At 37.9% G+C, this 26150-nt stretch carries 20 protein-coding genes; all 20 read left to right on the forward strand.

Annotated features, from left to right (window positions below; translation table 11 throughout):
- Window positions 1-76 precede the first annotated feature (76 nt).
- The 20 genes from flhA (at window position 77) to AC1MGI_RS12710 (ending at window position 25942) form a co-directional block, all read left to right on the forward strand.
- Window positions 77-2113: a flagellar biosynthesis protein FlhA gene (gene flhA, locus AC1MGI_RS12615; RefSeq protein ID WP_480345556.1), complete on the forward strand. Its 2037-nt coding sequence runs from the start codon at window positions 77-79 to the stop codon at window positions 2111-2113.
- Entirely contained in the window at window positions 2110-3282 is a 1173-nt protein-coding gene (gene flhF, locus AC1MGI_RS12620; RefSeq protein ID WP_480345557.1) for a flagellar biosynthesis GTPase FlhF, read from the forward strand. Before flhA ends, flhF begins: the two co-directional genes overlap by 4 nt.
- Entirely contained in the window at window positions 3275-4141 is an 867-nt protein-coding gene (locus AC1MGI_RS12625; RefSeq protein WP_480345558.1) for a MinD/ParA family protein, read from the forward strand. The genes flhF and AC1MGI_RS12625 overlap by 8 nt, the downstream gene beginning before the upstream one ends.
- A 9-nt stretch (window positions 4142-4150) precedes the next feature.
- Window positions 4151-5248, forward strand: coding sequence for a protein-glutamate methylesterase/protein-glutamine glutaminase (locus AC1MGI_RS12630; RefSeq protein ID WP_480345559.1), 1098 nt, complete (start codon window positions 4151-4153; stop codon window positions 5246-5248).
- A gap of 18 nt (window positions 5249-5266) precedes the next feature.
- Window positions 5267-7321, forward strand: coding sequence for a chemotaxis protein CheW (locus AC1MGI_RS12635; RefSeq protein ID WP_480345560.1), 2055 nt, complete (start codon window positions 5267-5269; stop codon window positions 7319-7321).
- Between the two features lie 200 nt (window positions 7322-7521).
- Complete coding sequence (locus tag AC1MGI_RS12640) at window positions 7522-7995, forward strand: chemotaxis protein CheW (RefSeq protein WP_480345561.1); 474 nt, start codon at window positions 7522-7524, stop codon at window positions 7993-7995.
- A 4-nt stretch (window positions 7996-7999) separates the two neighbouring features.
- Window positions 8000-8638 (forward strand): chemotaxis protein CheC, encoded by a 639-nt coding sequence (locus AC1MGI_RS12645; RefSeq protein WP_480345562.1) that lies wholly within the window; start codon window positions 8000-8002, stop codon window positions 8636-8638.
- Window positions 8631-9128 (forward strand): chemotaxis protein CheD, encoded by a 498-nt coding sequence (locus AC1MGI_RS12650; RefSeq protein ID WP_480345563.1) that lies wholly within the window; start codon window positions 8631-8633, stop codon window positions 9126-9128. Before AC1MGI_RS12645 ends, AC1MGI_RS12650 begins: the two co-directional genes overlap by 8 nt.
- A 151-nt stretch (window positions 9129-9279) precedes the next feature.
- Window positions 9280-10047, forward strand: coding sequence for a FliA/WhiG family RNA polymerase sigma factor (locus AC1MGI_RS12655; protein WP_480345564.1), 768 nt, complete (start codon window positions 9280-9282; stop codon window positions 10045-10047).
- A gap of 32 nt (window positions 10048-10079) precedes the next feature.
- The gene (locus tag AC1MGI_RS12660; protein WP_480345565.1) at window positions 10080-10688 is read left to right on the forward strand and encodes a hypothetical protein; all 609 of its coding nucleotides are present in this window, start codon (window positions 10080-10082) and stop codon (window positions 10686-10688) included.
- Window positions 10689-11323: 635 nt separating this feature from the next.
- The gene (gene rpsB, locus AC1MGI_RS12665; RefSeq protein ID WP_480345566.1) at window positions 11324-12037 is read left to right on the forward strand and encodes a 30S ribosomal protein S2; all 714 of its coding nucleotides are present in this window, start codon (window positions 11324-11326) and stop codon (window positions 12035-12037) included.
- 328 nt (window positions 12038-12365) lie between these two features.
- Window positions 12366-13247, forward strand: a complete 882-nt coding sequence (gene tsf, locus AC1MGI_RS12670) for a translation elongation factor Ts (RefSeq protein ID WP_480345567.1) — start codon at window positions 12366-12368, stop codon at window positions 13245-13247.
- A 173-nt stretch (window positions 13248-13420) separates the two neighbouring features.
- Window positions 13421-14143, forward strand: coding sequence for a UMP kinase (gene pyrH, locus AC1MGI_RS12675; protein WP_480345568.1), 723 nt, complete (start codon window positions 13421-13423; stop codon window positions 14141-14143).
- 1 nt (window position 14144) lies between these two features.
- Complete coding sequence (gene frr / locus AC1MGI_RS12680; protein WP_062181094.1) at window positions 14145-14702, forward strand: ribosome recycling factor; 558 nt, start codon at window positions 14145-14147, stop codon at window positions 14700-14702.
- Between the two features lie 645 nt (window positions 14703-15347).
- Entirely contained in the window at window positions 15348-16121 is a 774-nt protein-coding gene (locus tag AC1MGI_RS12685) for an isoprenyl transferase (protein WP_480345569.1), read from the forward strand.
- Between the two features lie 25 nt (window positions 16122-16146).
- Window positions 16147-16938, forward strand: coding sequence for a phosphatidate cytidylyltransferase (locus tag AC1MGI_RS12690; protein ID WP_062181088.1), 792 nt, complete (start codon window positions 16147-16149; stop codon window positions 16936-16938).
- Window positions 16939-16969: 31 nt separating this feature from the next.
- Complete coding sequence (locus AC1MGI_RS12695; RefSeq protein WP_480345570.1) at window positions 16970-18121, forward strand: 1-deoxy-D-xylulose-5-phosphate reductoisomerase; 1152 nt, start codon at window positions 16970-16972, stop codon at window positions 18119-18121.
- A gap of 22 nt (window positions 18122-18143) precedes the next feature.
- Window positions 18144-19403 (forward strand): RIP metalloprotease RseP, encoded by a 1260-nt coding sequence (gene rseP / locus AC1MGI_RS12700; RefSeq protein WP_480349781.1) that lies wholly within the window; start codon window positions 18144-18146, stop codon window positions 19401-19403.
- A gap of 256 nt (window positions 19404-19659) precedes the next feature.
- Complete coding sequence (locus AC1MGI_RS12705) at window positions 19660-21363, forward strand: proline--tRNA ligase (RefSeq protein WP_480349782.1); 1704 nt, start codon at window positions 19660-19662, stop codon at window positions 21361-21363.
- A 268-nt stretch (window positions 21364-21631) separates the two neighbouring features.
- A complete protein-coding gene (locus AC1MGI_RS12710; protein WP_480349783.1) occupies window positions 21632-25942 on the forward strand; it encodes a PolC-type DNA polymerase III in 4311 nt (1436 codons plus the stop codon).
- Window positions 25943-26150: the final 208 nt, after the last annotated feature.

Here is a 26150-nt window from a genome sequence, read left to right on the forward strand (position 1 = left end):
AGGTGTCAAGTGATTCTGCCATCTGGCAGCGTTCATCTTAAAAGGCGCTTACGCTTTTCCGATAGGAGAGAATAATATGTCTGCAAGAGATTTACCGGTATTAGTAGGAGTCATAATGATTGTGGCCATGCTGATTATACCGTTGCCAACCTGGTTATTAAGTGTCTTAATATTAGTGAATATAGCACTTGCTTTGATGGTTTTGCTTATGGCAATGAACATGAAGGAAGCACTGGAATTTTCAATATTCCCGTCATTATTATTGATTTTGACACTGTTTAGATTAGGGTTGAATGTATCAACAACAAGGGCTATTTTGTCACATGGGGAAGCAGGTGGTGTCGTTGAAACATTTGGAACGTTTGTAGTCGGAGGCAATGTCTTAGTAGGTCTTGTTGTTTTCATGATTCTAGTTATTATTAATTTTCTAGTTATTACTAAAGGTTCAGAGCGTGTATCTGAGGTGGCAGCGAGATTTACATTAGATGCAATGCCAGGTAAACAAATGAGTATTGACGCCGACTTGAACGCTGGCATGATTTCTGAAATAGAAGCTAGGGAGAGACGTGAAAAAGTAGGTAGGGAAGCGGATTTTTACGGCTCGATGGATGGTGCAAGCAAATTTGTAAAAGGTGATGCGATTGCTGGAATCATAATGGTAATTATCAACCTTGTCTTTGGAATTTTGATTGGAGTTGTACAACTAGGTTTAGCATTTGGAGAAGCAGCCACTCATTTTTCCATGCTTACAGTTGGTGACGGCTTGGTCAGTCAAATTCCGGCACTTATGATATCAACAGCTACTGGTATAGTGGTGACAAGAGCAGCATCTACTGGAAATTTAAGTTCGGATATCATGTCGCAACTATTTGCTTATCCTAGCCTGTTATATGTTACAGCTGGTACGATGTTTTTACTCGGTTTATTTACACCAATACCTGACTTATTAACAATTCCATTAGCTGCATTATTCGCATTCGGTGGATATAAAATATCACAAACTCCTAAAAAAGATGATGTGGAGTTCCAAGAATCAGAAGAAGAAATGCAAGCAGATGAAATGAAGAGCCCTGAAAGTGTTGTCAGTTTACTAAGTGTTGATCCAATTGAATTTGAATTTGGATATGGCTTAATTCCGCTTGCAGATACGAATCAAGGCGGTGATCTTCTTGATCGTGTGGTCATGATTAGAAGGCAGCTAGCGATAGAAATGGGGCTCGTTATTCCGGTCGTTCGAATTAGGGATAATATACAATTGAATCCAAATGAATATCGATTAAAGATAAAAGGAAATGAAATGGCTAGGGGCGAGCTTTTACTCGATCATTATTTAGCTATGAGCCCCGGAATTGAAGATGATTCGATTGAAGGCATTGATACAGTAGAGCCTTCATTCGGATTGCCTGCTAAATGGATTTCAGAGGATATGAAGGAACATGCAGAAATAATGGGCTATACAGTCGTTGATCCACCAAGTGTTGTTTCAACGCACATTACCGAAGTGATTAAAACGAATGCACATGAGCTTCTTGGCAGACAGGAAACAAAACAGTTAATTGATCATTTGCACGATACTGCTCCTATCCTGGTGGATGAAGTGACACCAAGCCCATTAACCATAGGTGATGTGCAAAAAGTACTAGCTAAGTTGCTTCGTGAAAAGGTGTCGATTCGCAACCTGCCGATTATTTTTGAAACATTAGCTGATTATGGAAGGATTACTTCTGATACTGATTTGCTGACTGAGTATGTAAGACAAAATCTTGCAAGGCAAATAACGAGTACGTTTACGATTCCCGGTGAGAGTTTAAAAGTTATTACGCTTTCGGGAAGAATTGAAAAGCTTATTGCAGATGGTGTGCAGCAAACAGAACATGGAAATTTCTTATCGCTTGATCCAAATGATTCACAAGCCATTTTAGAATCAACTGCTTCGAAATTAGAAGAATTGACATTAATGGAACAAACACCAATTGTTCTTTGTTCACCTGCAGTCAGAATGTATGTAAGACAATTAACGGAAAGGTATTTCCCAAAAGTGCCAATCCTTTCTTATAATGAGCTGGAATCTAATGTAGAGGTACAAAGCGTTGGGGTGGTGAATGTGGATTGAATGTAAAAAGATATCAAGCCGAGTCTATGACAGAGGCGATAAAGATGGTTCGTGATGAATTAGGAAATGATGCTGTTATTTTGAGCTCCAAGCCCATTTTCACCGGTGGTTTTTTAGGGATGTTTAAGAAAAGAAGCATTGAAGTCTTTGCTGCAGTTGATCCGCAAGTCAAACCTGAACAAGCAGTCACGAAGCAAAAGCTAAAAAAGGTTCCATTAAATGCTATGAAAACAGTCCCTAAAGATAAGAAACCGATTGAGGCATTAACGAAGCAAAAGTTAGAACCTATGCAAACATCTACCGAAGTAATGAAAGAATTGGAAGATTTGAAAACGATGATTAAAGAATTGAAGCAGCGTCCGGACAAGACATATCCGGAACCAATCCATTCCGTTTACCAATTATTTGTTGAACAGGAAATTGATCAAACGATTCAAAGAGATGTTATGGATCAACTACTAGCAAATTGGTCTCAGAGTCATGGGGGGAGTTCTGAAGAAGAATTCTCGAATCAAGTTAAAGCAGAGCTATCAAATCAGTTTTCAACCGTTAAAGATTGGGGATTTCATGCAGAAAAAAAATATCTGAATATTGTCGGTCCAACAGGAGTAGGAAAGACGACAACTCTCGCGAAAGCAGCCGCATTGTGTATGTTAAAGCAAAATAAAAGAGTTGCATTTATTACGACAGATACATACAGAATTGCAGCAATCGACCAATTGAAAACCTATGCTAAGATTCTGAATGTACCAATTGAAGTAGCATACAATCTGGAAGACTTTCAAAAAGCAATCGAACGTTTTTCCCATTATGATATAGTCTTCATTGATACGGCAGGACGAAACTTTCGCAATGCAGATTATGTTCGAGACCTTCAGAATATTATTGATTTCTCGGTTGATATGGAAACGTATCTTGTCCTATCGTTAACATCAAAACAAAAGGATATGGAAGACATATATCGACAGTTTTCAATGATACCCATTAAACAAGTTATTTTTACGAAAGCAGATGAAACATCCACTTATGGTGCGATGGTGAATTTCACTATCAAAAATGAAATGGGTGTAGCTTATGTAACAAATGGTCAGAATGTACCAGATGATATTGAAATGGCTAATCCGCAATTATTGGTGCAAATGGTTCTTGGAGAAAAAAACTATGCGTGATCAAGCTGAAAACTTACGAAAATTTATTGAAAAACATGAACATTCGCAAGCTTCCAAAACGATTGCAGTGATAAGCGGAAAAGGCGGTGTGGGAAAGTCGAACTTTTCGTTAAACTTCGCCATAAATTTAGCGAAACGTGGTAAACGAGTGCTGCTTTTCGATATGGATATAGGAATGGGGAATATTGATATATTATTTGGACATCACTCCCCGAATAGTATTATGGATTTCTTTCATGGCAATCTAACAATTAAAGAAACGATTTCATCAGGACCGGACAATATTTCAATTATTGCAGGTGGAACTGGATTAACGAAATTATTTTCTTTAGATGACGAGCTATTTAATCGGTTTATCGAACAGTTTAATGAGTTACTTCATGAGTATGACTTGATTCTCTTTGATATGGGTGCAGGGATTAATGAAGATACGGCTAAATTGCTATTGTGTGTTGACGAGTTAATCGTGATAACGACTCCAGAGCCCACTTCCATAACAGATGCTTATTCAGTCATGAAATACATTAATTCAGTAAGTTCTGATATACCCTTTCATGTAATATGTAACCGGATAGCGGAAGAACAGCAAGGCAAAGAAACGATGAATCGATTACAAAGTGTCATGAGAAAGTTTCTACAAAAGGAAATCATTCCACTTGGATATCTTCCAGATGATCGAACGGTTATACAAGCTGTATCTAAGCAAATTCCTTTTATTCTTTTTGATCCAAGTGCCAATATATCTATGGCGTTGTTAGATATTACCTCTCGATACTTAAATCATTCTTTCTCAGAAAAAATAATGTTTAGGCAAAGTCATTTTCTTGGAAATTTAAAAAGGTTTTTTCTTGGAGGGTAGGCTGTTAACATGAGCAAAATTAAAGTATTAATCGTCGACGATTCTGCGTTTATGAGAAAACTTATTAGTGAATTTTTAGCAGAAGATAGCAGGATTGAAGTAATCGGAACAGCAAGAAATGGCCGGGATGCTATTAATAAAATCGAGAAAGAAAAACCAGATGTTATCACATTAGATGTTGAGATGCCAATTATGGACGGGCTTTGCGCATTGCAAATCATCATGAAACAGACGCCAACAGCTGTGATTATGCTCTCTAGCACGACAAAAGAAGGTGCTGAAAATACGTTAAATGCAATGGAGATGGGTGCTATTGATTTTATTGCAAAGCCATCAGGTGCTATCTCACTGGATTTATATAAAATTAAAACAGATTTAATTAATAAAATTGTCGCTGCAAGTAAAGCAAATGTATCGAAGTTACAAAAAAATACCTTAAATATTGAAAATATCCAAGGAAATGCTGATAATTATAGTAAAATAGAACTAGTTCGCGATCGTAATTTGAGTCCGCAAATAAGCGAAAAGGCGCCAATTGAGAAAAAAATTATTGTAATTGGGACTTCAACTGGTGGACCTAGAGCATTGCAAACCGTTTTAACACAACTGCCCCCAAATATTGAGGCGCCGATTTTAGTTGTACAGCATATGCCTCCTAGTTTTACAAAATCACTCGCAAATCGTCTTAACACGTTATCGGAAATTACCGTCAAGGAGGCAGAGGATGGAGAGATTTTAAAAAAAGGAACCGCCTATATTGCACAAGGAGGCTACCATTTAAAAATAAAAAAAGTTGGAACTAGTTTGGCAATCCATGTGGATCAATCTCCTTTGAGAAATGGGCATCGCCCTTCGGTTGACGTATTATTTGAATCGGTGAGCCAGATCAATGATTTTGAGAAGGTAGCGGTTGTTATGACAGGAATGGGTATGGATGGTGCCAATGGTCTAATCGCGCTCAGTAAATCAGGTAAACTATCCGCAATTGCTGAATCAGAGAAAACATCGATTGTTTTCGGGATGCCTAAAGCGGCAATTGCAACGAATGTAATTAATAAAATAGCTGATGTGGAAGACATTGCAAAAGCGATTGTGAATTATTGCTAATAAGAAAGGCGGATTACTATGGATCTTAATCAATATTTAGAGGTATTTATCGAGGAAAGTAAGGAACATCTTCAAACTTGTAGTGAACAGTTGCTAGAGCTCGAAAAACATCCTCAAGATTTAGGAATTGTGAACGAAATCTTTCGATCTGCGCATACGTTAAAAGGAATGTCAGCAACGATGGGATATGAAGATTTAGCCAATTTAACGCACAAAATGGAAAATATCTTAGATGATATTCGTAACGGAAAAATTCAGCTATCTTCTGAAATATTCGATGTGATTTTTTTAGCTGTTGACGATTTAGAAGCAATGGTCATGAACATTGCGGAAGGCGGAAATGGAAAAAGGGATGTAAGTGAAGTTGTGGCTAAGTTAGAGATGATTGAGAATGGGGAATCCCTACTTTCAATCGGTACAGCTGAAGTAGCTGCTGCGGTTGAACTGCCGATACGTGAGTCTATTGAAAAAAGCGTCTATGATGAATTTGAGCTGACTGTTATACAGCAATCAAAGGAACAAGGTTTTGAAAGTTATGAAATAAAAGTGAGTTTGCGTGAGGATTGTCTTTTAAAAGGCGCTCGCGTGTTTATGGTATTCGAAGTATTAGAGAAACTCGGAGAAGTCATAAAATCGAATCCATCTGTTGATAAACTTGAAGAGGAACAATTTGATCATTCCTTTTGTGTAACCGTCGTGTCGAAAGAGTCTGTGGAAGCTCTTCAAAAGAAAATTATGAAAGTTTCCGAGGTCGACGAAGTCATTGTCAGTCAATTAGAGTTGTCTGAACTGAGATTGGCTTTGAACGAAGTAGATGATCATAAATTGATTATGAATAAAGAGAATCAAAAAAGCAATAATGAACCTGTTGTACCACTAGCCTCCACCAAAGATGAAAAAACGAATCACCCTGCTAGCAAACAGCATAATAAAACAATCAGGGTTAATATAGATCGTCTCGATGTGCTCATGAATCTTTTTGAAGAGCTAGTAATTGATCGGGGAAGATTAGAACAAATCTCGAAGGAATTAGAAAGTACGGAGTTAGACGAAACGGTTGAGAGAATGTCAAGAGTAACGGGAGATCTTCAAAATATAATCTTAAATATGAGGATGGTCCCGGTCGAAACGGTCTTTAATCGCTTCCCGAAAATGGTTCGTACATTAACACGAGATCTTCATAAAAAAGTATCTTTAGAAATTTATGGTGCAGAAACCGAATTAGATCGAACCGTCATTGATGAAATTGGTGATCCAATTGTCCATTTACTCCGCAATGCACTTGATCATGGAATTGAGATGCCAGAGGTGCGAAAAGCGAATGGCAAACCTGAAGAAGGTACCGTCATGTTAAAAGCTTATCATAGTGGAAACCATGTTTTCATCGAACTGAAGGATGATGGTGCAGGGATTAACCGGGGAAAAGTATTGAAAAAAGCCATTGCAAACCAAGTAATTACGGAACAACTTGCTGCAACTCTTACTGATAAACAAGTATATGAATTGATATTCGCTTCTGGTTTCTCTACAGCAGACCAAATATCAGACGTATCCGGACGAGGGGTAGGTTTGGATGTGGTAAAAAGTACGATTGAAGCTCTTGGCGGTGTGGTTTCCATTGATTCTAATGAAGGGAAAGGATCAGATTTTCTCATTCAATTACCACTTACATTGTCGATTATTTCTGTTATGCTCGTTGAAATTCAACAGGAGAAATATGCAATTCCGCTTTCATCAATTATTGAAACCGCAATTATTAATAAAACGGATATCATGAATGGTCACAATCAACAAGTAATTGATTTTAGAGGCAAGGTATTACCATTAATCTTCCTAAAAGAAATATTTGAGGTTCCTGAAACGATCGAAGAAGATGAATATTATTCAGTCATCATTGTTAGAAAAGGTGATAAAATGGCTGGATTAGTTGTCGATTCATTTATTGGACAACAAGAAATTGTTTTAAAATCTCTCGGTAACTATTTGTCCTCTGCTTTTGCGATATCTGGAGCTACTATTTTAGGTGATGGTCAAGTCGCTTTAATTATTGATTGTAACGCTTTAATTAAGTGAAAAAGAAGGCCAGTAATCAAGTGTTTTTTCCAGAAATGACTTGTTCTTATGAGTATGTCCAGAATCATCATACATATTTTCATGAAGTTTTGACGATGAATTAAAATAATAGATTCACGCAAATGTGATTAAATGAAAACTTTTGAACGGTCTTGATATGCTTTTTTACTTGAGTACATATAATTTTAGGAGGTTCTAATATGGAGGAAATTGTCATTTCAGAGATGGTAAAAGTGATCGTTTTTCAAATTAAAGATAAAGAATATGTGATACCTGTCTCCAAAGTTCGTGGAATTGAAAAAATGATGCATATTACCCGTGTTCCAAGATCATTACCATTTGTAAAAGGAGTAATCAATCTTCGGGGTGTGATTACACCTATCATTGATTTACGGGCTCGTTTTGAAATAGAAAAGGTTGAGTATGATGATCGAACAAGAATCATTATTGTGACATTGGACAATATGGAAGCGGGTTTGATTGTTGATTCTGCAAACGATGTGCTGGATATTCCAGAGACAAGTATAGAACCTCAGCCCGACGTTATTGGAAATGTAGCAACGGAATATATTAGCGGTGTTGCGAAGATTGAAAAAAGACTATTAACCTTGCTTCATCTTGATCAAATCCTTAATCAAGATGAAGTAAAAGATTCAGTTGTTAAAGAAGCATAAGACGATGTCCTATATTGATAAAATTACCACCGTTCATTTGGATATCTTAAAAGAAATTGGGAATATCGGGGCAGGTCATGCTGCTACCTCTCTATCCACGATTCTTGGTAGGAAAGTAAATATGAATGTTCCGCGTGTGAGAATTCTATCATTTAATGAAATGATTGAACTTGCTGGTGGACCAGAAACTGTTGTTGCGAGCGTCTTTCTAAGAATTGAAGGGGATGTACAGGGCAATATGTTCTTTCTATTACCTTTAGAGCAGGCCGCTCGCTTTAGTGAACAAATGACGGGAACAGAAGCGTTCTCATTTGATCATCTTCCCTATTCTGAATTAGCACTTTCTGCCTTATCAGAGTTAGGAAATATTCTTTCAGGCTCTTATTTATCCTCTCTATCTGATTTTACGAAATTAAGCTTTTATCCATCTGTTCCTGCTTTATGTATTGATATGGTCGGTGCTACAATCAGCGCTGGATTGATTGAATTCTCTCAGGTAAGTGACTTTGTTATTGTGGTTGAGACCGAGATTGGCGAAGATGTAGAAAGTTCAACTTTCATTAACGGACATTTCTTTTTTCTATTAGATCCTGATGCCTATGAAGTTGTTTTTACTTCATTGGGAGTACCTTTACATGGTTGAAGTATCCAATATTGTCAAAGTAGGCATTGCTGATATGAATATTGTTCAATCTCCGGCTCTTATACGTACTTCAGGTCTTGGGTCATGTGTAGGTGTAGTTGTTTATGATCAATCAAAAGAAATCGCGGGTATGGCACATGTCATGCTTCCGGATTCTACTTTATCAAAAATGGGTCAAATCAATCAGGCAAAATATGCAGATACAGCAATAAAAGAATTAGTGGAGAGAATTGTTCGAGATGGAGCATCAATAAGAAAACTTAAGGCAAAGATTGCTGGTGGATCGCAAATGTTTCAGTTTTCTTCAGGTACAGATTTAATGAGGATCGGACCAAGAAATGTAGAAGCCGTAAAAAAAGAATTAATGGCGTTACGTATACCAATCGTGGCTGAAGACGTGGGCGGAAATAGCGGTAGAACAATCGAATTTAATCCAAAAACAAGTTTGCTCAATATTAGAACGGTAAATAAGGGAACTAAAGAGGTATAGAAGTAATACGTTTACACTTTAAGTGCTTATTCAAAATTGAAGCGTAGCGGATGTATTAGCGACAGTAGAAAACGGGACGAACCTACAGTGGGGGGATGAACAGAAACCCCACTGATGGAAGTTTCACTTTATAGCGTTAGGAGGAGGTCTCGTGTCTCAACTGACAACCGAGGAAGAGCGGTTATATTGGAAATATTGGATTGAAAACAAAGATCCAAAAGCAGGTGATATGCTAGTGAAAAGGTACATACCGCTTGTATCCTTTCATGTCCAAAGAATTTCAGTTAATTTGCCTAAGAGCGTAAGCAGGGGTGATGTAAGAAGCCTTGGGATGATGGGGTTGTTTGATGCACTAGAACGCTTCGAACCTAACCGGGATTTAAAATTTGACACCTATGCTTCATTCCGAATTCGCGGTGCTATCTTAGATGGTCTACGCAAAGAAGATTGGCTTCCTCGGAGTGTAAGAGAAAAGACCAAAAAAATTGAAGTAGCAGTTGAAAAATTAGAACAGAAACATATGAGGAAAATTGGCGCGAAAGAAATTGCTGAAGAGTTAAATGTTTCTGAAGAAGAAGTATATACAGCGATGAATGAGAATTTTTTTGCAAATGTATTATCAATGGATGAAAACCCGCAAGATCAGGAAGATAAAGAAGGTCCGAGTCATCATATTAAAGATGACATGATTCTAATGCCAGAAGAGCAATTGATGAAAAAAGAATTATACAAAGAACTAGCCAAAGTAATTGAAACTTTAAATGAAAAAGAACAGCTTGTATTACAGCTTTTTTATAAAGAAGAGTTAACGCTAACGGAAATTGGTAAAATAATGAGTTTATCAACATCAAGAATTTCGCAGATTCACTCAAAGGCGATTTACAAACTCAGGACATTATTACAGGATGCTATCCTGTAATAATGTCCTGTTTCCAACAAAAGAGGGATACTATGTCAGTTTTTATAATGTTTATTATGTTTGTATTGAACATCTTTACGATTATGGCAATCATTGTTTTATATACGCGGCAAAATCGCTTGGCGAATTTTGAGAAGGCCCAAGAAAGCAGAGCCCGTGAAATGGAAGAATCAATGGCTGCCTTTGTGTTGGAGTTAAAAGAAGAAAATGACCGTTTGATTCGTGCGCTTGCTATGAAAGCTGCTGCTTCAAATGAACTAAACACTAGTGAAAAGATTCACTCACAAAAAAACGGGAGTAGCTCTCAAAAGCAGTCAGCTAGCCCAGCAAGAGAACTAGTACATGGCAAAGAAGAGGATGCAACATCGTTAAAATTGCCAGACTTACCAATCACCCATGAAGATAAACTTGAGATTTCTACAAATCGATTAGAAGAACATGGAGATGGGGCTAATCAGAGTATATCTTTTCAAGAGACATTAAAACAAGAGCTTCAAAATCATGAACACAAGGTTAAGCCGACCCTCTCAGAGCAAGTGAACGATATGCTTCAGAAGGGCTTGACCACAGAAGAAGTAGCCAAAAAATTAAACAAAGGTAAAACAGAAATCGAACTTTTATCTCGGTTTAACAGGCTGTAATACCCCGGCCTCAATTTGTGTGAGAGAATCAAGCCATAAATTGATGGGGGATAAACAGCTTAATCTAGCTGCGGCTCCTAGTCCGTCTTGTCATACTCTGTGCCAAACTACGCCACGCTGTATTCTTGCCGGACTATCACAGAATGTGATGACGTCTACGTTGCTCACAGGGCGTGAGCGATCTTAGGAGACGCTCCTTAGACCAGCCGCCTCGCTTTTTGAAGTAAATCCCCGATTGGTGAGATACAGTGAAACTTACCGAGAGTTGTGCAGAGGTTTAGTTGAGGCCCGCAGGATGTTGTGGGTCACACAGACGTTGCCGCAGGACGCGGCGTACTTAGTCTGTGATTCATTGAACCTTAGTTCTACTGTCGCTTTATCGAAGATTTAGCGACAGTAGAACTAGACTAACCATTAGTGGGGATGAAGAAAACCCCACTGATGGAAGTTTCACTTTATTAAGATTTAATAGACAATCGTGAAAACTACTTGCTTGTATTTTGTGATTATGCTATAGTTTGTAATGGTGTTATTACACACGTTTCGTAATCTAGTCAGATGGTGCTGTTTCGACAGTGTCTGCATGGAAATGATCGAAGCGGAGGATAAACAAAACCATTTAGGAGGAACTAATAATGTCAGTAATTTCAATGAAACAATTGCTTGAAGCTGGTGTACACTTTGGACACCAAACACGTCGCTGGAACCCGAAAATGAAGAAGTATATCTTCACTGAGCGTAACGGTATCTACATCATCGATCTTCAAAAAACAGTGAAAAAAGTTGATGAAGCATACAATTTTGTTAAAGAATTAGCTGCTAATGGCGGAACAATTCTATTTGTTGGTACAAAAAAACAAGCTCAAGAGTCTGTTAAAGAAGAAGCAATCCGCTCTGGTATGTACTATGTTAACCAACGCTGGTTGGGTGGAACTTTAACTAACTTTGGAACAATTCAAAAACGTATTGCTCGTCTTAAAGAAATCGAAAAGATGGAAGAAAACGGGACATTCGAAGTACTTCCTAAAAAAGAAGTTATCCAACTTAAAAAAGAATGGGATCGCTTAGAAAAATTCCTAGGCGGTATTAAAGATATGAAAACTATCCCGGATGCGATTTTCATTATTGATCCACGCAAAGAGCGTATCGCAGTTGCGGAAGCTCATAAATTGAACATCCCTCTAGTTGGTATTGTTGATACAAACTGTGATCCAGATGAGATCGATGTTGTCATCCCAGCTAACGACGATGCAATCCGTGCAGTTAAATTATTAACTGGTAAAATGGCAGATGCTATTCTTGAAGCTAAACAAGGCGAAGAAACTGCTGCAGAGCCAGCTAACGCTTAATCTGTATTAATAATTTAGCCTGGCGCTAAAACGCGCCAATTTAGTATAAAGGACAAATTATTTGATGTGCTAAACTCACTTAATTAAAAAGGTGGCGGAGATAAGTCAAGTTTCGTAAGCTTACTCCTAAACTAATATGACATTAACAATGGTTGGACATAAATGTATTTTACGGAGTTCCGTCCCCTTGTCCTTCATACAAAAAAGGTGATAAGAGGATAATGCCTTTTATCACCTTTTTTTGGGATTACATATTGCGCTTTGCATTTGAACCCGAAACTAAGTTTTTAGATTTGTATATTGTATTCAATAAGAGGAGGATTTTATAATGGCAATTAGTGCACAATTAGTAAAAGAATTGCGTGAAAAAACTGGTGCAGGGATGATGGACTGTAAAAAAGCCCTTGTTCAAACTGATGGAGATATGGAAAAAGCAATTGATTTCCTTCGTGAAAAAGGAATTGCAAAAGCAGCAAACAAAGGTGATCGTATTGCTGCTGAAGGGTTAACTTCAATTATTGTAGACGGAAATGAAGCGGTAATTCTTGAAGTAAACTCAGAAACTGATTTCGTAGCAAAAAATGAAGGATTCCAAGCGCTAGTAAAAGAACTAGGAGAGCACTTACTTGCTCACAAACCAGCAACTGTAGAAGAAGCTCTTGAGCAAACAATCAACGGTGTAAAAGTTGCTGATCACATCAATGCAGCGGTTGCTAAAATCGGTGAAAAGTTAACATTACGTCGTTTTGAAGTCGTTACAAAAACAGACAACGATGCATTCGGTGCATACCTTCATATGGGCGGTAGAATCAGTGTGCTTTCTCTTCTTGAAGGAACAACTGATGCAGAAGCAGCTAAAGACGTATCTATGCACATTGCTGCTCTAAAACCGAAATACGTATCTCGTGACCAAGTGGACGCAAGTGAACTTGATCGTGAGAGAGAAGTATTGACTCAACAAGCTTTAAATGAAGGAAAACCAGAAAAAATTGTTGCAAAAATGGTTGAGGGACGCATCAATAAATTCTACGAAGAAATTTGTGTTGTAGACCAAACTTTCGTTAAAAATCCTGACCAAAAGGTTGGACAATTTGTTGAATCAAAAGGCGGAAGCATTAAATCTTTCGTTCGTTTTGAAGTAGGCGAAGGAATTGAAAAACGTCAAGAAAACTTTGCTGAAGAAGTAATGAGCCAAGTTAAAAAAGACTAATTTACACTTGAATTGGTTAAATAGGGAACACAAATGTGTTCCCTATTTTTGAACCATAATGGAACACAAGAGCCGAGGCTTGAATGTGGTTCGACTCATTAAGTTATCCATTAAAAAGTTCAGTAAAATGTGAAAGTTAAAATGAAATTAGATTACATAGTTGGAGGTTCTAGATGAGCAACCCGAAATATAAACGAGTCGTATTAAAGCTAAGCGGTGAAGCACTAGCCGGTGCTGAAGGTTTTGGAATCAATCCAGCCGTTATTAAATCAATTGCTGAACAAGTAAAAGAAGTAGCTGAGCTAGATGTTGAAGTGGCAGTCGTTGTCGGTGGAGGAAACATTTGGCGAGGTAAAATCGGAAGTGAAATGGGAATGGACCGTGCAAATGCCGATTACATGGGCATGCTTGCAACTGTCATGAATTCATTAGCACTTCAAGACAGCTTAGAACAGCTTGGGATTGAAACACGCGTTCAAACTTCAATTGAAATGAGACAAATTGCAGAACCTTATATTAGACGCCGTGCAATCAGACATCTTGAGAAAAAACGAGTCGTTATATTTGCGGCTGGAACCGGAAATCCTTACTTTTCTACAGATACGACAGCAGCGCTTCGAGCAGCCGAAATTGAAGCGGAAGTCATTCTTATGGCAAAGAACAATGTTGACGGAGTTTACAATGCAGATCCTGCAAAAGACAAAAACGCAGTTAAATATGATCAGCTAACCTATTTAGATGTGTTGAATGAAGGCTTAGAAGTCATGGATTCGACAGCTTCTTCACTTTGTATGGATAACAATATTCCATTAATGGTCTTTTCTATTATGGAAAAAGGAAATATTAAACGAGTTGTGATGGGCGAATTGCTCGGAACGATTGTTAGGGGGAAATAAAATGCCAAAACAAGTTATTGACAATTCAAAAACGAAAATGGAAAAGGCAATTTCAGCTTATACGCGAGAATTGGCTAGTATCCGTGCTGGCCGTGCTAATGCTTCGTTGCTAGATAGAATATCTGTTGAATATTACGGTGCACCGACTCCGGTTAATCAAGTAGCAGGAATTTCTGTTCCAGAAGCAAGACTTTTGGTTATACAGCCTTATGACAAAACAATCCTAGGCGATATCGAAAAAGCGATTCTAAAGTCTGATCTTGGTTTGAATCCTTCCAATGATGGGTCAATCATTCGTATTGCTATCCCTGCATTAACAGAAGAGCGTCGAAAAGAGCTTGTCAAAATGGTTCGCAAGGAAGCAGAAGAAGCTAAAATTGCAATACGTAACATTCGTCGTGATGGAAATGATGATTTGAAAAAGCTTGAGAAGAACGGTGAAATGACTGAGGATGATTTACGTGGTTATTCAGACGATATTCAAAAGCTTACAGATAACAATATTAACAAAATTGACGATATCACGAAGGACAAGGAAAAAGAAATTTTAGAAGTGTAAACCGTTCTATGAGGGTAATGCGAACTGGGCTATGCTACTAAACAATAGATCACATAACTTGAATAAATAGCTAGTTTTACATGGGAATATGTAATATAGTGCCGCTTGCGCTACCTTATTAGATTTGGCTATCTTTACAAAGACTTTTTCGAATAAAATTATGGCATATTAAAGCCATATATGTACTTCTGATTAAAGTAATCAACAACCGCCGGACATTCTGTACCATTCAACATAACCTGAATGATAATGTAATGAAGCTCACTGGAGTCTTCTTTAACATTTTACTTAAGGCATACTGAATGGATTGCAAGAATGATTTCGGCTTTTTTTTTTGAAAAAATCTACACATTCTGATTGAACGAGGGATAATCGGTTCATATTGAAAACAGATAGATGAAAATGTGCTTATATATTGTGTATATTGCGATAGAGACTTTTGGGTCATTAATAGTTAATTAAAGGTTTTGATCCTGGTTTGTAGTTTCTCTTGATCGTTTTCTTCTAATCGGACAATCTTTTTCATATTAATAATAGGAGAAGCGGTCTTTTTTTGATATTATAATATAGATTCTGTCATTTTCATTTTCGATATAGTATATAGGAATGTGTAGAGAACAGCACTACCTGATGGGGGACAAAAGTATGTATTCAATATGGAAGCGTTTTGGAAAGAAAGATGCTTCTTCCGATTTAGCTCAAAAAATTCAACAAGTAAAAAAATCTTCAGTTCCAAAGCACATCGCCATCATTATGGATGGGAATGGTCGTTGGGCTAAGAAACGTGCCTTGCCGAGAATAGCTGGCCATCATGAGGGAATGAAGGTTGTACGGAAGATCACTAAACTTACAAGCCAGTTAAATGTGAGCATTTTGACGGTGTATGCTTTTTCCACAGAAAATTGGAAGCGCCCGAAAAGTGAAGTAGATTATATTATGAAATTGCCAGAAGAGTTTTTGGGAACATTTTTGCCCGAACTTATCGCTGAGAACGTGAAGGTCGAGATGATGGGTGAAATTGATTTATTGCCAGAACATACAAAACGCGCAGTAAAGCAAGCTGTAGAAGAAACAAAGGATAATACAGGTCTTATCTTGAATTTCGCATTGAATTATGGCAGTCGTGCGGAGATACTTATGGCTGTTAATAAAACAATAAAAGATGTTAAAAATGGTATAATAGATGAAACTGTAAACGAAGTGCAATTTTCTAACTATTTAATGACCCATGCACTGCCTGATCCTGACCTTTTGATTAGGACGAGCGGAGAAATTCGTTTAAGTAATTTTATGCTTTGGCAGGCTGCATATTCAGAACTATGGTTTACTGATGTTCTCTGGCCTGATTTTAAGGAAGAGCATTTGTTGGAGGCAGTAGAAGAATATCAGAAGCGCACAAGAAGATTCGGTGGTGTCTAGTTAAGAAGGCGAGGAAATGTGATTCATGAAGCAAAGAATTATTACGGGTATTATTGCAGCTGCTGTATTTTTACCCATCGTTATTTTAGGTAAGCTTCCATTTCTAGTACTGATTTATTTGCTCGGTACAATTGGTTTATATGAATTGATTCGAATGAAAAAACTGCCGTTGAATTCGTTTGCTTCAGTGATCTCGTTTGTGATGCTCTGGTTAATACTTATCCCAGAATCAGCAAACGGAATTTTGGCAGGTTCCGGCTATGATAAAACGCAAATTATTATTGGGGGAGTATTAGTACTACTCATTTCCACTGTTTTATCGAAAAATCGTTTCATGTTTGATGATGCTGGTTTTTTAGTAATCTCCGTTATCTATATTGGAATGGGCTTTTATTACTTATTTGAAACAAGAGACACAAATGGTTTAACGTATGTATTTTTTGCCTTATTTACGATTTGGGCAACAGATTCAGGCGCCTATTTTATTGGAAAATCGATGGGGAAACGGAAATTATGGCCTGAAATCAGTCCGAATAAAACAATTGGCGGATTTATCGGTGGAATTATTTCTGCATTGGTTATCGCGGTTCTATTTTCTATGTTCTCTACGATTGACAGAACATTAATTGAGCTGTTATTTATGAGTATTCTTATAGCGATTTTTGGTCAGTTAGGGGATCTTGTACAATCAGCTTATAAGCGCCATTATGGTGTCAAGGATTCAGGTAAGCTTTTACCTGGGCACGGTGGAATATTAGATCGATTGGATAGTTTGATTTTCATTTTACCGATTTTGCATTTTTTACAAATTCTTTAATGTTTGAATTGGTTTTAGGAGATGAATGACAATGAAATATGTTAGTCTTTTGGGTGCTTCTGGTTCGATTGGTCAACAAACAGCAGATGTTGTTAGACAACATCCAGATCAATTTAAAATTGTCGCTTTTTCTGTTGGGAAAAATGTGGAACTAGCTAGAAAATATATTAGTGAGTTTCAACCAAGTCTAGTTTGTGTTCAAACAAAGGAAGATTCTCAAACTTTACAATCGGAATTCTTGGGAACAGGTATTTATTTTACATATGGTGATGAAGGGTTAATTGAAACTGCTGTTTTTGAAAAAGCGGATATTCTAGTAAATGCGGTAATTGGTAGCGTTGGTTTGTTTCCAACGCTTCAAGCAATCAAAGCAAAGAAGGATATCGCTTTAGCGAATAAGGAAACATTAGTGACAGCGGGACATTTAGTCATCGAAGAAGCAAGGAAAGCTGGCGTTAAACTACTGCCTGTTGATAGTGAACATTCAGCTATTTTTCAGGCTTTACAAGGTGAAAAAGAAAAAAATATGGAACGCTTGATTATTACGGCTTCAGGCGGTAGTTTCAGAGATCTCTCTCGTGCGGAATTGGTTGGGGTAACCGTAGATCAGGCACTTAACCATCCAAATTGGTCAATGGGTGCCAAAATTACGATTGACTCCGCTTCGATGATGAATAAAGGGCTTGAAGTAATTGAAGCACATTGGTTGTTTAATCTCCCATACGAAAAGATTGATGTTTTGCTTCATAAGGAAAGTATTATCCATTCAATGGTAGAGTTTCATGATTCTAGTGTGATCGCACAACTAGGTACACCAGATATGAGAGTGCCCATTCAGTATGCTCTTACCTATCCTGATCGCCTTCCACTGTCAACAAGCCATCGATTAAACCTGGCTGAGATAGGGAAGCTACACTTTGCGGAGATGGATTTTAATCGTTTTCCATGTTTGCAATTTGCATATGAAGCAGGTAAAATAGGCGGAACAATGCCAACCGTCCTAAATGCAGCAAACGAGGTTGCAGTTGCGGAATTTTTAAAAGGAAAAATCTCTTTCTTAGAAATCGAAACATACATTGAACAAGCGTTAAATCGTCATACGCCAATTGATAATCCAGATCTTACGACGATTCAAGAAGTGGATGTAAGTACACGTAGATTTATTCAAACATTACTGAAATAGAGGTGAAATGCACGTGCAAACATTGCAAACTGTAATTTCCTTTATCGTTATTTTTGGATCCCTTGTTTTTTTTCACGAACTGGGACATTTAGTATTCGCGAAACGTGCAGGGATACTATGTAGGGAATTTGCAATTGGTTTCGGACCGAAAGTATTCACCTATAAAAAAAAGGAAACTGTTTATACGATTAGACTGCTTCCACTTGGCGGTTATGTTCGTATGGCAGGTGAAGATGCTGAAAATCCAGAACTAAAGCCTGGATATCGTATCGGGTTAGTTACAGATGAAAGTAGCCTAGTTAAGCAAATCGTTTTAAATAATAAAGATAAATATCCTGATATTCGTATTATCGAAGTGGAATCAGCGGATCTTGAACATAAACTTCTTATTCAAGGGTATGAGGATGGCGATGAGGGAGAATTAAAGACCTTTCGTATTCATGAAGAAGCCGTTGTTGTAGAAGATGGCGTGGAGAATCAAATTGCTCCTTATGATCGACAATTTGTATCCAAATCACTTGGACATAGAACGATGACGATTTTTGCCGGTCCGATGATGAACTTTGTGCTGGCATTTGTTATCTTTGTCATGATTGGATTATTTCAAGGGATTGCAGTCAATGAGTCAAGACTTGGTGAGTTAACGGATGATGGCTCTGCGATTGCTTCTGGATTAAAGGCTGGAGATGAAATTCAATCGATCAATGGAGATGAAGTCACTACATGGGAAGATGTTCAAGGAAATATTCAAAAACATCCCGGTAAAGAAATTGAATTTGTAATCTTACGTGATGGTCAGACATTATCCATTCCGGTCGTACCTAAAGAAGTAGAACGAGAAGGTGAGAAGATCGGTGTGATCGGTGTTTATGCCCCAGTAGAAAAATCACCGCTAAAGGCATTTTCGTACGGTTTAACTGAAACTTATCACTGGACGAAACAAATCTTTGTCATTCTAGGACAATTAATTACAGGTGGATTTACACTTGATAGCTTATCTGGTCCTGTGGGGATTTATAAATCCACTGAAGAGGTTGCTAAGTCAGGAATATTCATGTTAATGAAATGGGCAGGGTTACTAAGTATTAATCTTGGGATCATGAACTTACTACCATTACCAGCACTTGATGGCGGCAGACTCTTATTCTTCCTTGTCGAATTTCTACGAGGAAAGCCAATTGACCGCCAAAAAGAAGGCATTGTCCACTTTATAGGATTTGCACTCTTGATGTTATTGATGATTATGGTTACATGGAATGATATCCAACGATTTTTCTTATGATTAATACCTAAAATTTCTAATTGCTTATATGAAATACAAAACAGTCAAAAGACAATAGTGCATTTTGGAACTGTGCTGTTGTCTTTTTGTCACGTTCAACAAATTATCTCCTATATAATTTGTAAACCTAAGGTTTCATTTCTATATCTTTAAGCGTAGAATTGCTGAATTTTCTCCTGTATAATTTGATAGAAGGAATTAAAAAGCACGACCGTGATTAAAAATAAAGGTTCCTATTTATAAAAGAGGTGCAATGATGAAACAAAGTATGACGTTCATTCCAACATTAAGAGAAGTACCTGCAGATGCAGAAGTTAGAAGTCACCAGCTTTTACTACGGGCAGGCTATATGCGACAAAATTCTAGTGGTGTATATAGCTTTCTACCATTAGGGAAAAAGGTGTTACAAAAGGTAGAGCAGATAGTACGTGAAGAAATGGATAATGCAGGTGCAGTAGAACTATTAATGCCTGCGCTCCAGCAAGCAGAATTTTGGCAGGAGTCAGGTCGCTGGTATACATATGGACCGGAACTTATGAGATTAAAAGATCGTCATGATCGTGAATTTGCCCTAGGTGCAACACATGAAGAAGTGATCACGAGCCTAGTTCGCGATGAAATTAAATCTTATAAGCGTTTGCCATTAACTGTTTATCAAATTCAGACGAAATTCAGGGATGAAAAAAGGCCACGTTTCGGATTACTACGCGGTCGTGAATTCATAATGAAAGACGCATATTCCTTCCATTCTAATCAGGAAAGTTTAGATGAGGTTTATCAAAGATTGTTCACAGCCTATTCAAATGTATTCAGTCGATGTGGATTAGATTTCCGTGCTGTTATTGCTGATTCCGGGGCGATGGGTGGAAAAGACACACATGAATTTATGGTTCTATCTGAAGTAGGGGAGGATACAATTGCCTACTCAGACAGCTCGGATTATGCAGCCAATATTGAAATGGCACCTGTTGTATTAGAAGATGTGAAAAACACCGAACAAGCAAAAGATTTAGAAAAAGTTGAAACAATCGGCAAAAAAACAATTGAAGAAGTGGCTAGTTTCCTACAAACAGATGCGAAAGCTTGTATCAAATCACTTCTTTTCAAAGTGGACGAAAAGTTTGTATTAGTATTAGTTCGCGGCGATCATGAAGTGAATGATATTAAATTAAAAAACATCTTCGGTGCAGCAAATGTGGATCTGGCTTCTGCTACAGATACGGAAGAAATATTAGGTTGTGCTATAGGTTCACTTGGTCCGATTAAATCTTCTGCAAATGTTGAAGTGATTGCAGATCAAGCCGTTGAAAGGTTAGTCAATGCAGTTTGTGGTGCCAATGAAGAGGATTACCATTATGTGAATGTAAATCCTGGCCGCGATTTCTCAGTATCTCAATACGCGGATATTCGCTTTATTCAAGAAGGGGATAAATCTCCAGATGGAAATGGATTAATTAAGTTTGCAGAAGGAATCGAAGTGGGGCATGTGTTCAAGCTTGGAACGAGGTATAGCGAAGCGATGAATGCTGTTTACTTGGATGAAAACGGCCGTAATCAACCAATGATTATGGGGTGCTATGGAATTGGCGTTTCCCGGACACTTGCTGCAGTTGCCGAGCAGTTTAATGATGAAAAAGGTCTGCTATGGCCAACCAATTTAGCTCCTTATCATGTCCACTTGATTCCTGTTAATATGAAGGATGAAGCTCAAGCTGCTCTTGCTGAGGAATTATATAGCTCCTTGAAAAAACAAGGCTATGATGTACTTATGGATGATCGTCAAGAGCGTCCAGGTGTCAAATTCGCTGATTCGGATTTAATTGGACTTCCAGTTCGAATCACAGTTGGGAAGAAAGCATCTGAAGGGATTATCGAAGTGAAAATTAGAAAATCAGGCGAAATGCTGGAAATCGGTACAGACGCCTTATTGGAAACTTTGTCTGAAATCCTAGGAAAATAATAAAAATAGAGCAATAGAAAGGCATCGGTCATTATGAAGATGCCTTTTTCTATGTGAGCATAACTCTTACCAATTCGAAATAATTAATAGAAAATAGGAAAACTTCACAAAGTGTTAATGGGGAATTCTGGTTCTGCAAGATAAGAAGAATATTCTTGTTGTGGTATAATTACCACTGTTACATTTTGAACATGAAGGCGTCCTGCCGTTTCTATATTTAGTTTAAAAAATGTAAAAGAAAGAAGGAGGATGACAATTGGATCAACAAATGAACAACGGTCGAGAGAGATTTCAACTCTTGCTCAGTCAGCTTAAGTTAACGGATGATGCATTTGTACAGTATTTTTATGGTGCTGAGATTGAAAAACTTTTGATTGAAAGAGAATCAAAGAGCTGGCATTTTGTCTTCAAACTTGAAGAACTAATTCCTTTTCGTGTTCATGCAAAATTCTCTACACAGCTTGCGAGTACATTTGCTCACATTGCTAAGATATCATTTAGCTTCAATGTGCTTCAGCCAAAGGTTACAGAAGAATTGGTCAAGGAATACTGGAAAAATTGCTTAAGTGAACTTCAAGGGATTTCACCAGCACTGCTCTCGCTTTTAAATGAGCAAGATCCAAAGATTGTCGGTCATCGGATTATTGTTTCTGCTCGAAATGAAGCAGAGGCTGGTCAGTTAAAGAAAAAGTATTCAAGTTTGATTTCTAACAACTATCAAGTATTAGGCTTTCCTCCAATGTCGCTCGAAGCAGAAGTAGCCGAAATTAAATCAAATAATGATTATCAGCAGTTCTTAAAAGAGAAACAAAAAGAAGACGAAGAAAAAGGTTTGGCAGCATTACTCGAAATGCAGAAGAAGGAAAGTGAAAAATCAGCGGATGGCTCTCAATATGAAGGACCTGTTAAAATCGGTTATACGATTAAGGAGGATGCTGATTTCAGACGTCTTGAACAAATCATGGAAGAAGAAAGAAGAATTGCGATTGAAGGATATGTGTTTGATGCTGAAGTCAAAGAACTTCGCAGTGGCAGAACATTACTGACCTTTAAAGTAACGGATTATACAAGCTCAATTATTGTGAAAGTATTTTCAAGAGACAAAGAAGATGCAGCTATTTTGGCTAGGGTGAAAAAAGGGATGTGGGTCCGAGCCCAAGGAAGTATCCAAACTGATACATTCATTCGTGATTTAGTCATGATGGCAAATGATATTAACGAAATTACGAAGCAAGGCCGTATCGACTATGCGCCAGAAGGTGAAAAACGGGTCGAGCTTCACCTTCATACACCGATGAGCCAAATGGATGCAGTCTCACCAGTTTCAGCGCTCGTTTCCCAAGCGAAGAAATGGGGACATACAGCGATTGCGATAACGGATCATGGTGGTGTTCAATCATTCCCAGAAGCATTTAGTGCTGGTAAGAAAAATGATATTAAAATCCTTTATGGAGTAGAAGCGAATTTAGTGGATGATGGGGTCCCAATTGCTTATAATGATGCACACCGTCTGCTCGAAGAAGATACGTATGTTGTTTTTGATGTAGAAACGACTGGTTTATCAGCTGTTTACGATACGATTATTGAGCTTGCAGCAGTGAAAATTCAAAACGGGGAAATTATCGATCGTTTTGAATCGTTTGCAAACCCGCATCACCCTTTATCAGCGACAACTATCGATTTGACTGGTATTACAGATGATCTTGTGGAAAATGCTCCAGATGTGCCGGAAGTTCTTGAAAAGTTTCGGATTTGGGCCGATGATGCAATCTTAGTTGCCCATAATGCAAGCTTTGATATGGGGTTTTTAAATGTTGGCTATAAAAAGATGGGGCATCCCAAAGCTGCAAATCCTGTTATCGATACATTAGAATTAGGTCGCTTTCTGTATCCAGAATTCAAAAATCATCGTTTGAATACATTGGCTAAAAAGTTCGATATTGAATTGACCCAGCATCACAGGGCTATTTATGATGCTGAAGCAACGGGATATTTACTCTTAAAAATGCTCAAAGATGCTTTAGAAAAAGAAATCCTGTATCACGACCAATTCAATGAGCATATGGGTGCAGGAAATGCTTATCAGCGCTCAAGACCTTATCATTGTACGCTCATCGCCCAGACTCAAGCGGGATTGAAGAATTTATTTAAGCTTGTGTCCCTTTCTCATATCGATTATTTTTATCGAGTACCTCGGATTCCGCGATCAAAGCTGAAAAAGTATCGTGAAGGAATTTTGATTGGCTCTGGATGTAATAAAGGTGAAGTGTTCGAGGGAATGATGCAGAAAGGATTCGACGAAGTCACCGAGATTGCCGAATTTTACGATTATCTCGAGATTCATCCGAAAGATGTTTATCAACATATGATTGAAATGGAATATATTCGCGATGAAAAATCATTAGAGGGTATTCTTTCTAATATTGTGAAACTCGGGGAAAAGCTAAATAAGCCAGTTGTGGCCACAGGGAATGTTCATTATCTTGAGCCGAATGATAAAATTTACCGCAAAATATTAGTAAATTCACAAGGTGGTGCCAATCCGCTTAACCGTCACAAATTACCGGATGTCCATTTCCGGACCACAGATGAAATGTTAAAGAACTTTGAATTTCTCGGTAAAGATCAAGCTCGGAAAGTTGTCGTTGAAAACACGAATAAGATTGCAGACATGATTGATGATATAAAACCGATTAAAGACGATCTGTATACGCCGAAAATTGAAGGTGCAGATGATGAAATGAGAGACATGAGCTATAGTATGGCACGAAGCATCTATGGAGATAATCTCCCTGAAATCGTAGAAGCACGTCTTGAAAAAGAATTAAAAAGTATAATCGGTCATGGTTTCGCTGTTATTTACTTAATTTCTCATAAGCTCGTAAAAAAATCTCTTGATGACGGCTATCTCGTTGGTTCACGGGGATCCGTCGGTTCATCGTTAGTCGCAACAATGACGGAAATCACAGAGGTTAATCCGTTACCACCACATTATGTTTGTCCAAATTGTAAAAAATCTGAGTTTTTCAATGATGGTTCAGTGAGCTCTGGATTTGACTTACCAGACAAAGACTGTCCAGACTGCGGTACAAGCTATAAAAAAGACGGACAAGATATCCCGTTTGAAACGTTTCTAGGATTTAATGGAGATAAGGTACCTGATATCGATTTGAATTTTTCCGGTCAATACCAACCAAATGCTCATAACTATACAAAGGTATTATTTGGAGAAGATTATGTTTTCCGTGCTGGGACCATTGGTACAGTTGCTGAGAAGACTGCTTATGGGTATGTAAAAGGGTATTCATCTGACAATAATCTTCATATGCGCGGTGCAGAAACCGATCGTCTTGTTGCTGGCTGTACAGGCGTAAAAAGGACGAGTGGTCAGCATCCAGGGGGGATTATCGTAGTACCAAATTATATGGATATTTACGATTTTACACCGATCCAATTCCCAGCAGACGACCGCAATTCAGAGTGGAAAACGACACACTTCGATTTCCACTCTATACATGATAATATTCTAAAACTTGATATATTAGGTCATGATGATCCGACAGTCATAAGAATGCTGCAAGATTTGAGTGGAATTGATCCGAAAACGGTTCCCACCGATGATCCAGAAGTTATGAAGATTTTCAGCGGTACAGAGACCCTCGGAGTCACAGAAGATCAAATTATGTGTAAAACTGGAACGCTTGGCATTCCGGAATTCGGGACCCGGTTTGTCCGTCAAATGCTTGAAGATACGAAACCGACGACATTCTCGGAACTTGTTCAGATTTCAGGACTTTCACATGGAACCGATGTATGGCTTGGAAATGCTCAAGAACTGATTCATAACCGGATTTGTACGCTGAGTGAAGTTATTGGCTGCCGGGATGATATAATGGTGTATTTAATTTACCAAGGTCTAGAACCTTCCCTTGCATTTAAAATTATGGAATCTGTTCGTAAAGGGAAAGGACTGACTGAAGAATTTGAAGCAAGTATGAGGGAAAATGAAGTTCCTGAATGGTATATTGATTCTTGTAAAAAAATAAAATATATGTTCCCGAAGGCTCACGCAGCAGCGTATGTATTAATGGCGGTGCGAATCGCTTATTTCAAAGTGCATTTACCATTATTGTATTATGCAGCATATTTCACGGTAAGAGCCGAAGATTTTGAAATTGAAGCGATGACAAGGGGATCACAAGCTATTCGTTCAAAAGTAGAAGAGATAAATGCGAAAGGGCTTGATGCGTCAACTAAGGAAAAAAATACGCTGACAGTGCTGGAACTAGCACTTGAAATGTGTGAACGGGGCTACTCATTCAGTAAAGTTGATTTGTATAAATCAAGCGCAGATGAGTTCCTCATTGAAGGGAATTCACTAATTCCTCCATTCAATTCAATTCCTGGACTTGGAACGAATGCAGCGATCAATATAGTGCGTGCTCGCGAAACTGGAGAATTCCTTTCCAAAGAGGATCTTCAACAGCGTGGAAAAGTATCGAAAACCATCCTGGAGTATTTGGACAAGCAAGGCTGCTTAGAATCAATGCCTGATCAAAACCAACTTTCTCTGTTTTGAAAACTGCTTTTGACAAAATACGAAGAGATAAAAGCGGGCATTATATTCGCCAAACCTTATGAAATAAGGAAATTGAACGAACAAAGCTTGCACTTTATTTGCATAAATCACTTGACTATGGTATATTTTTATTGGAAATACTAAGCAGAACCAATGGAAAGAGTGGGGAAACCCACTCTTTCGTGTTGTAATTGACTAAATTTTTGAA

The organism is Peribacillus sp. BM1 (assembly GCF_056679975.1).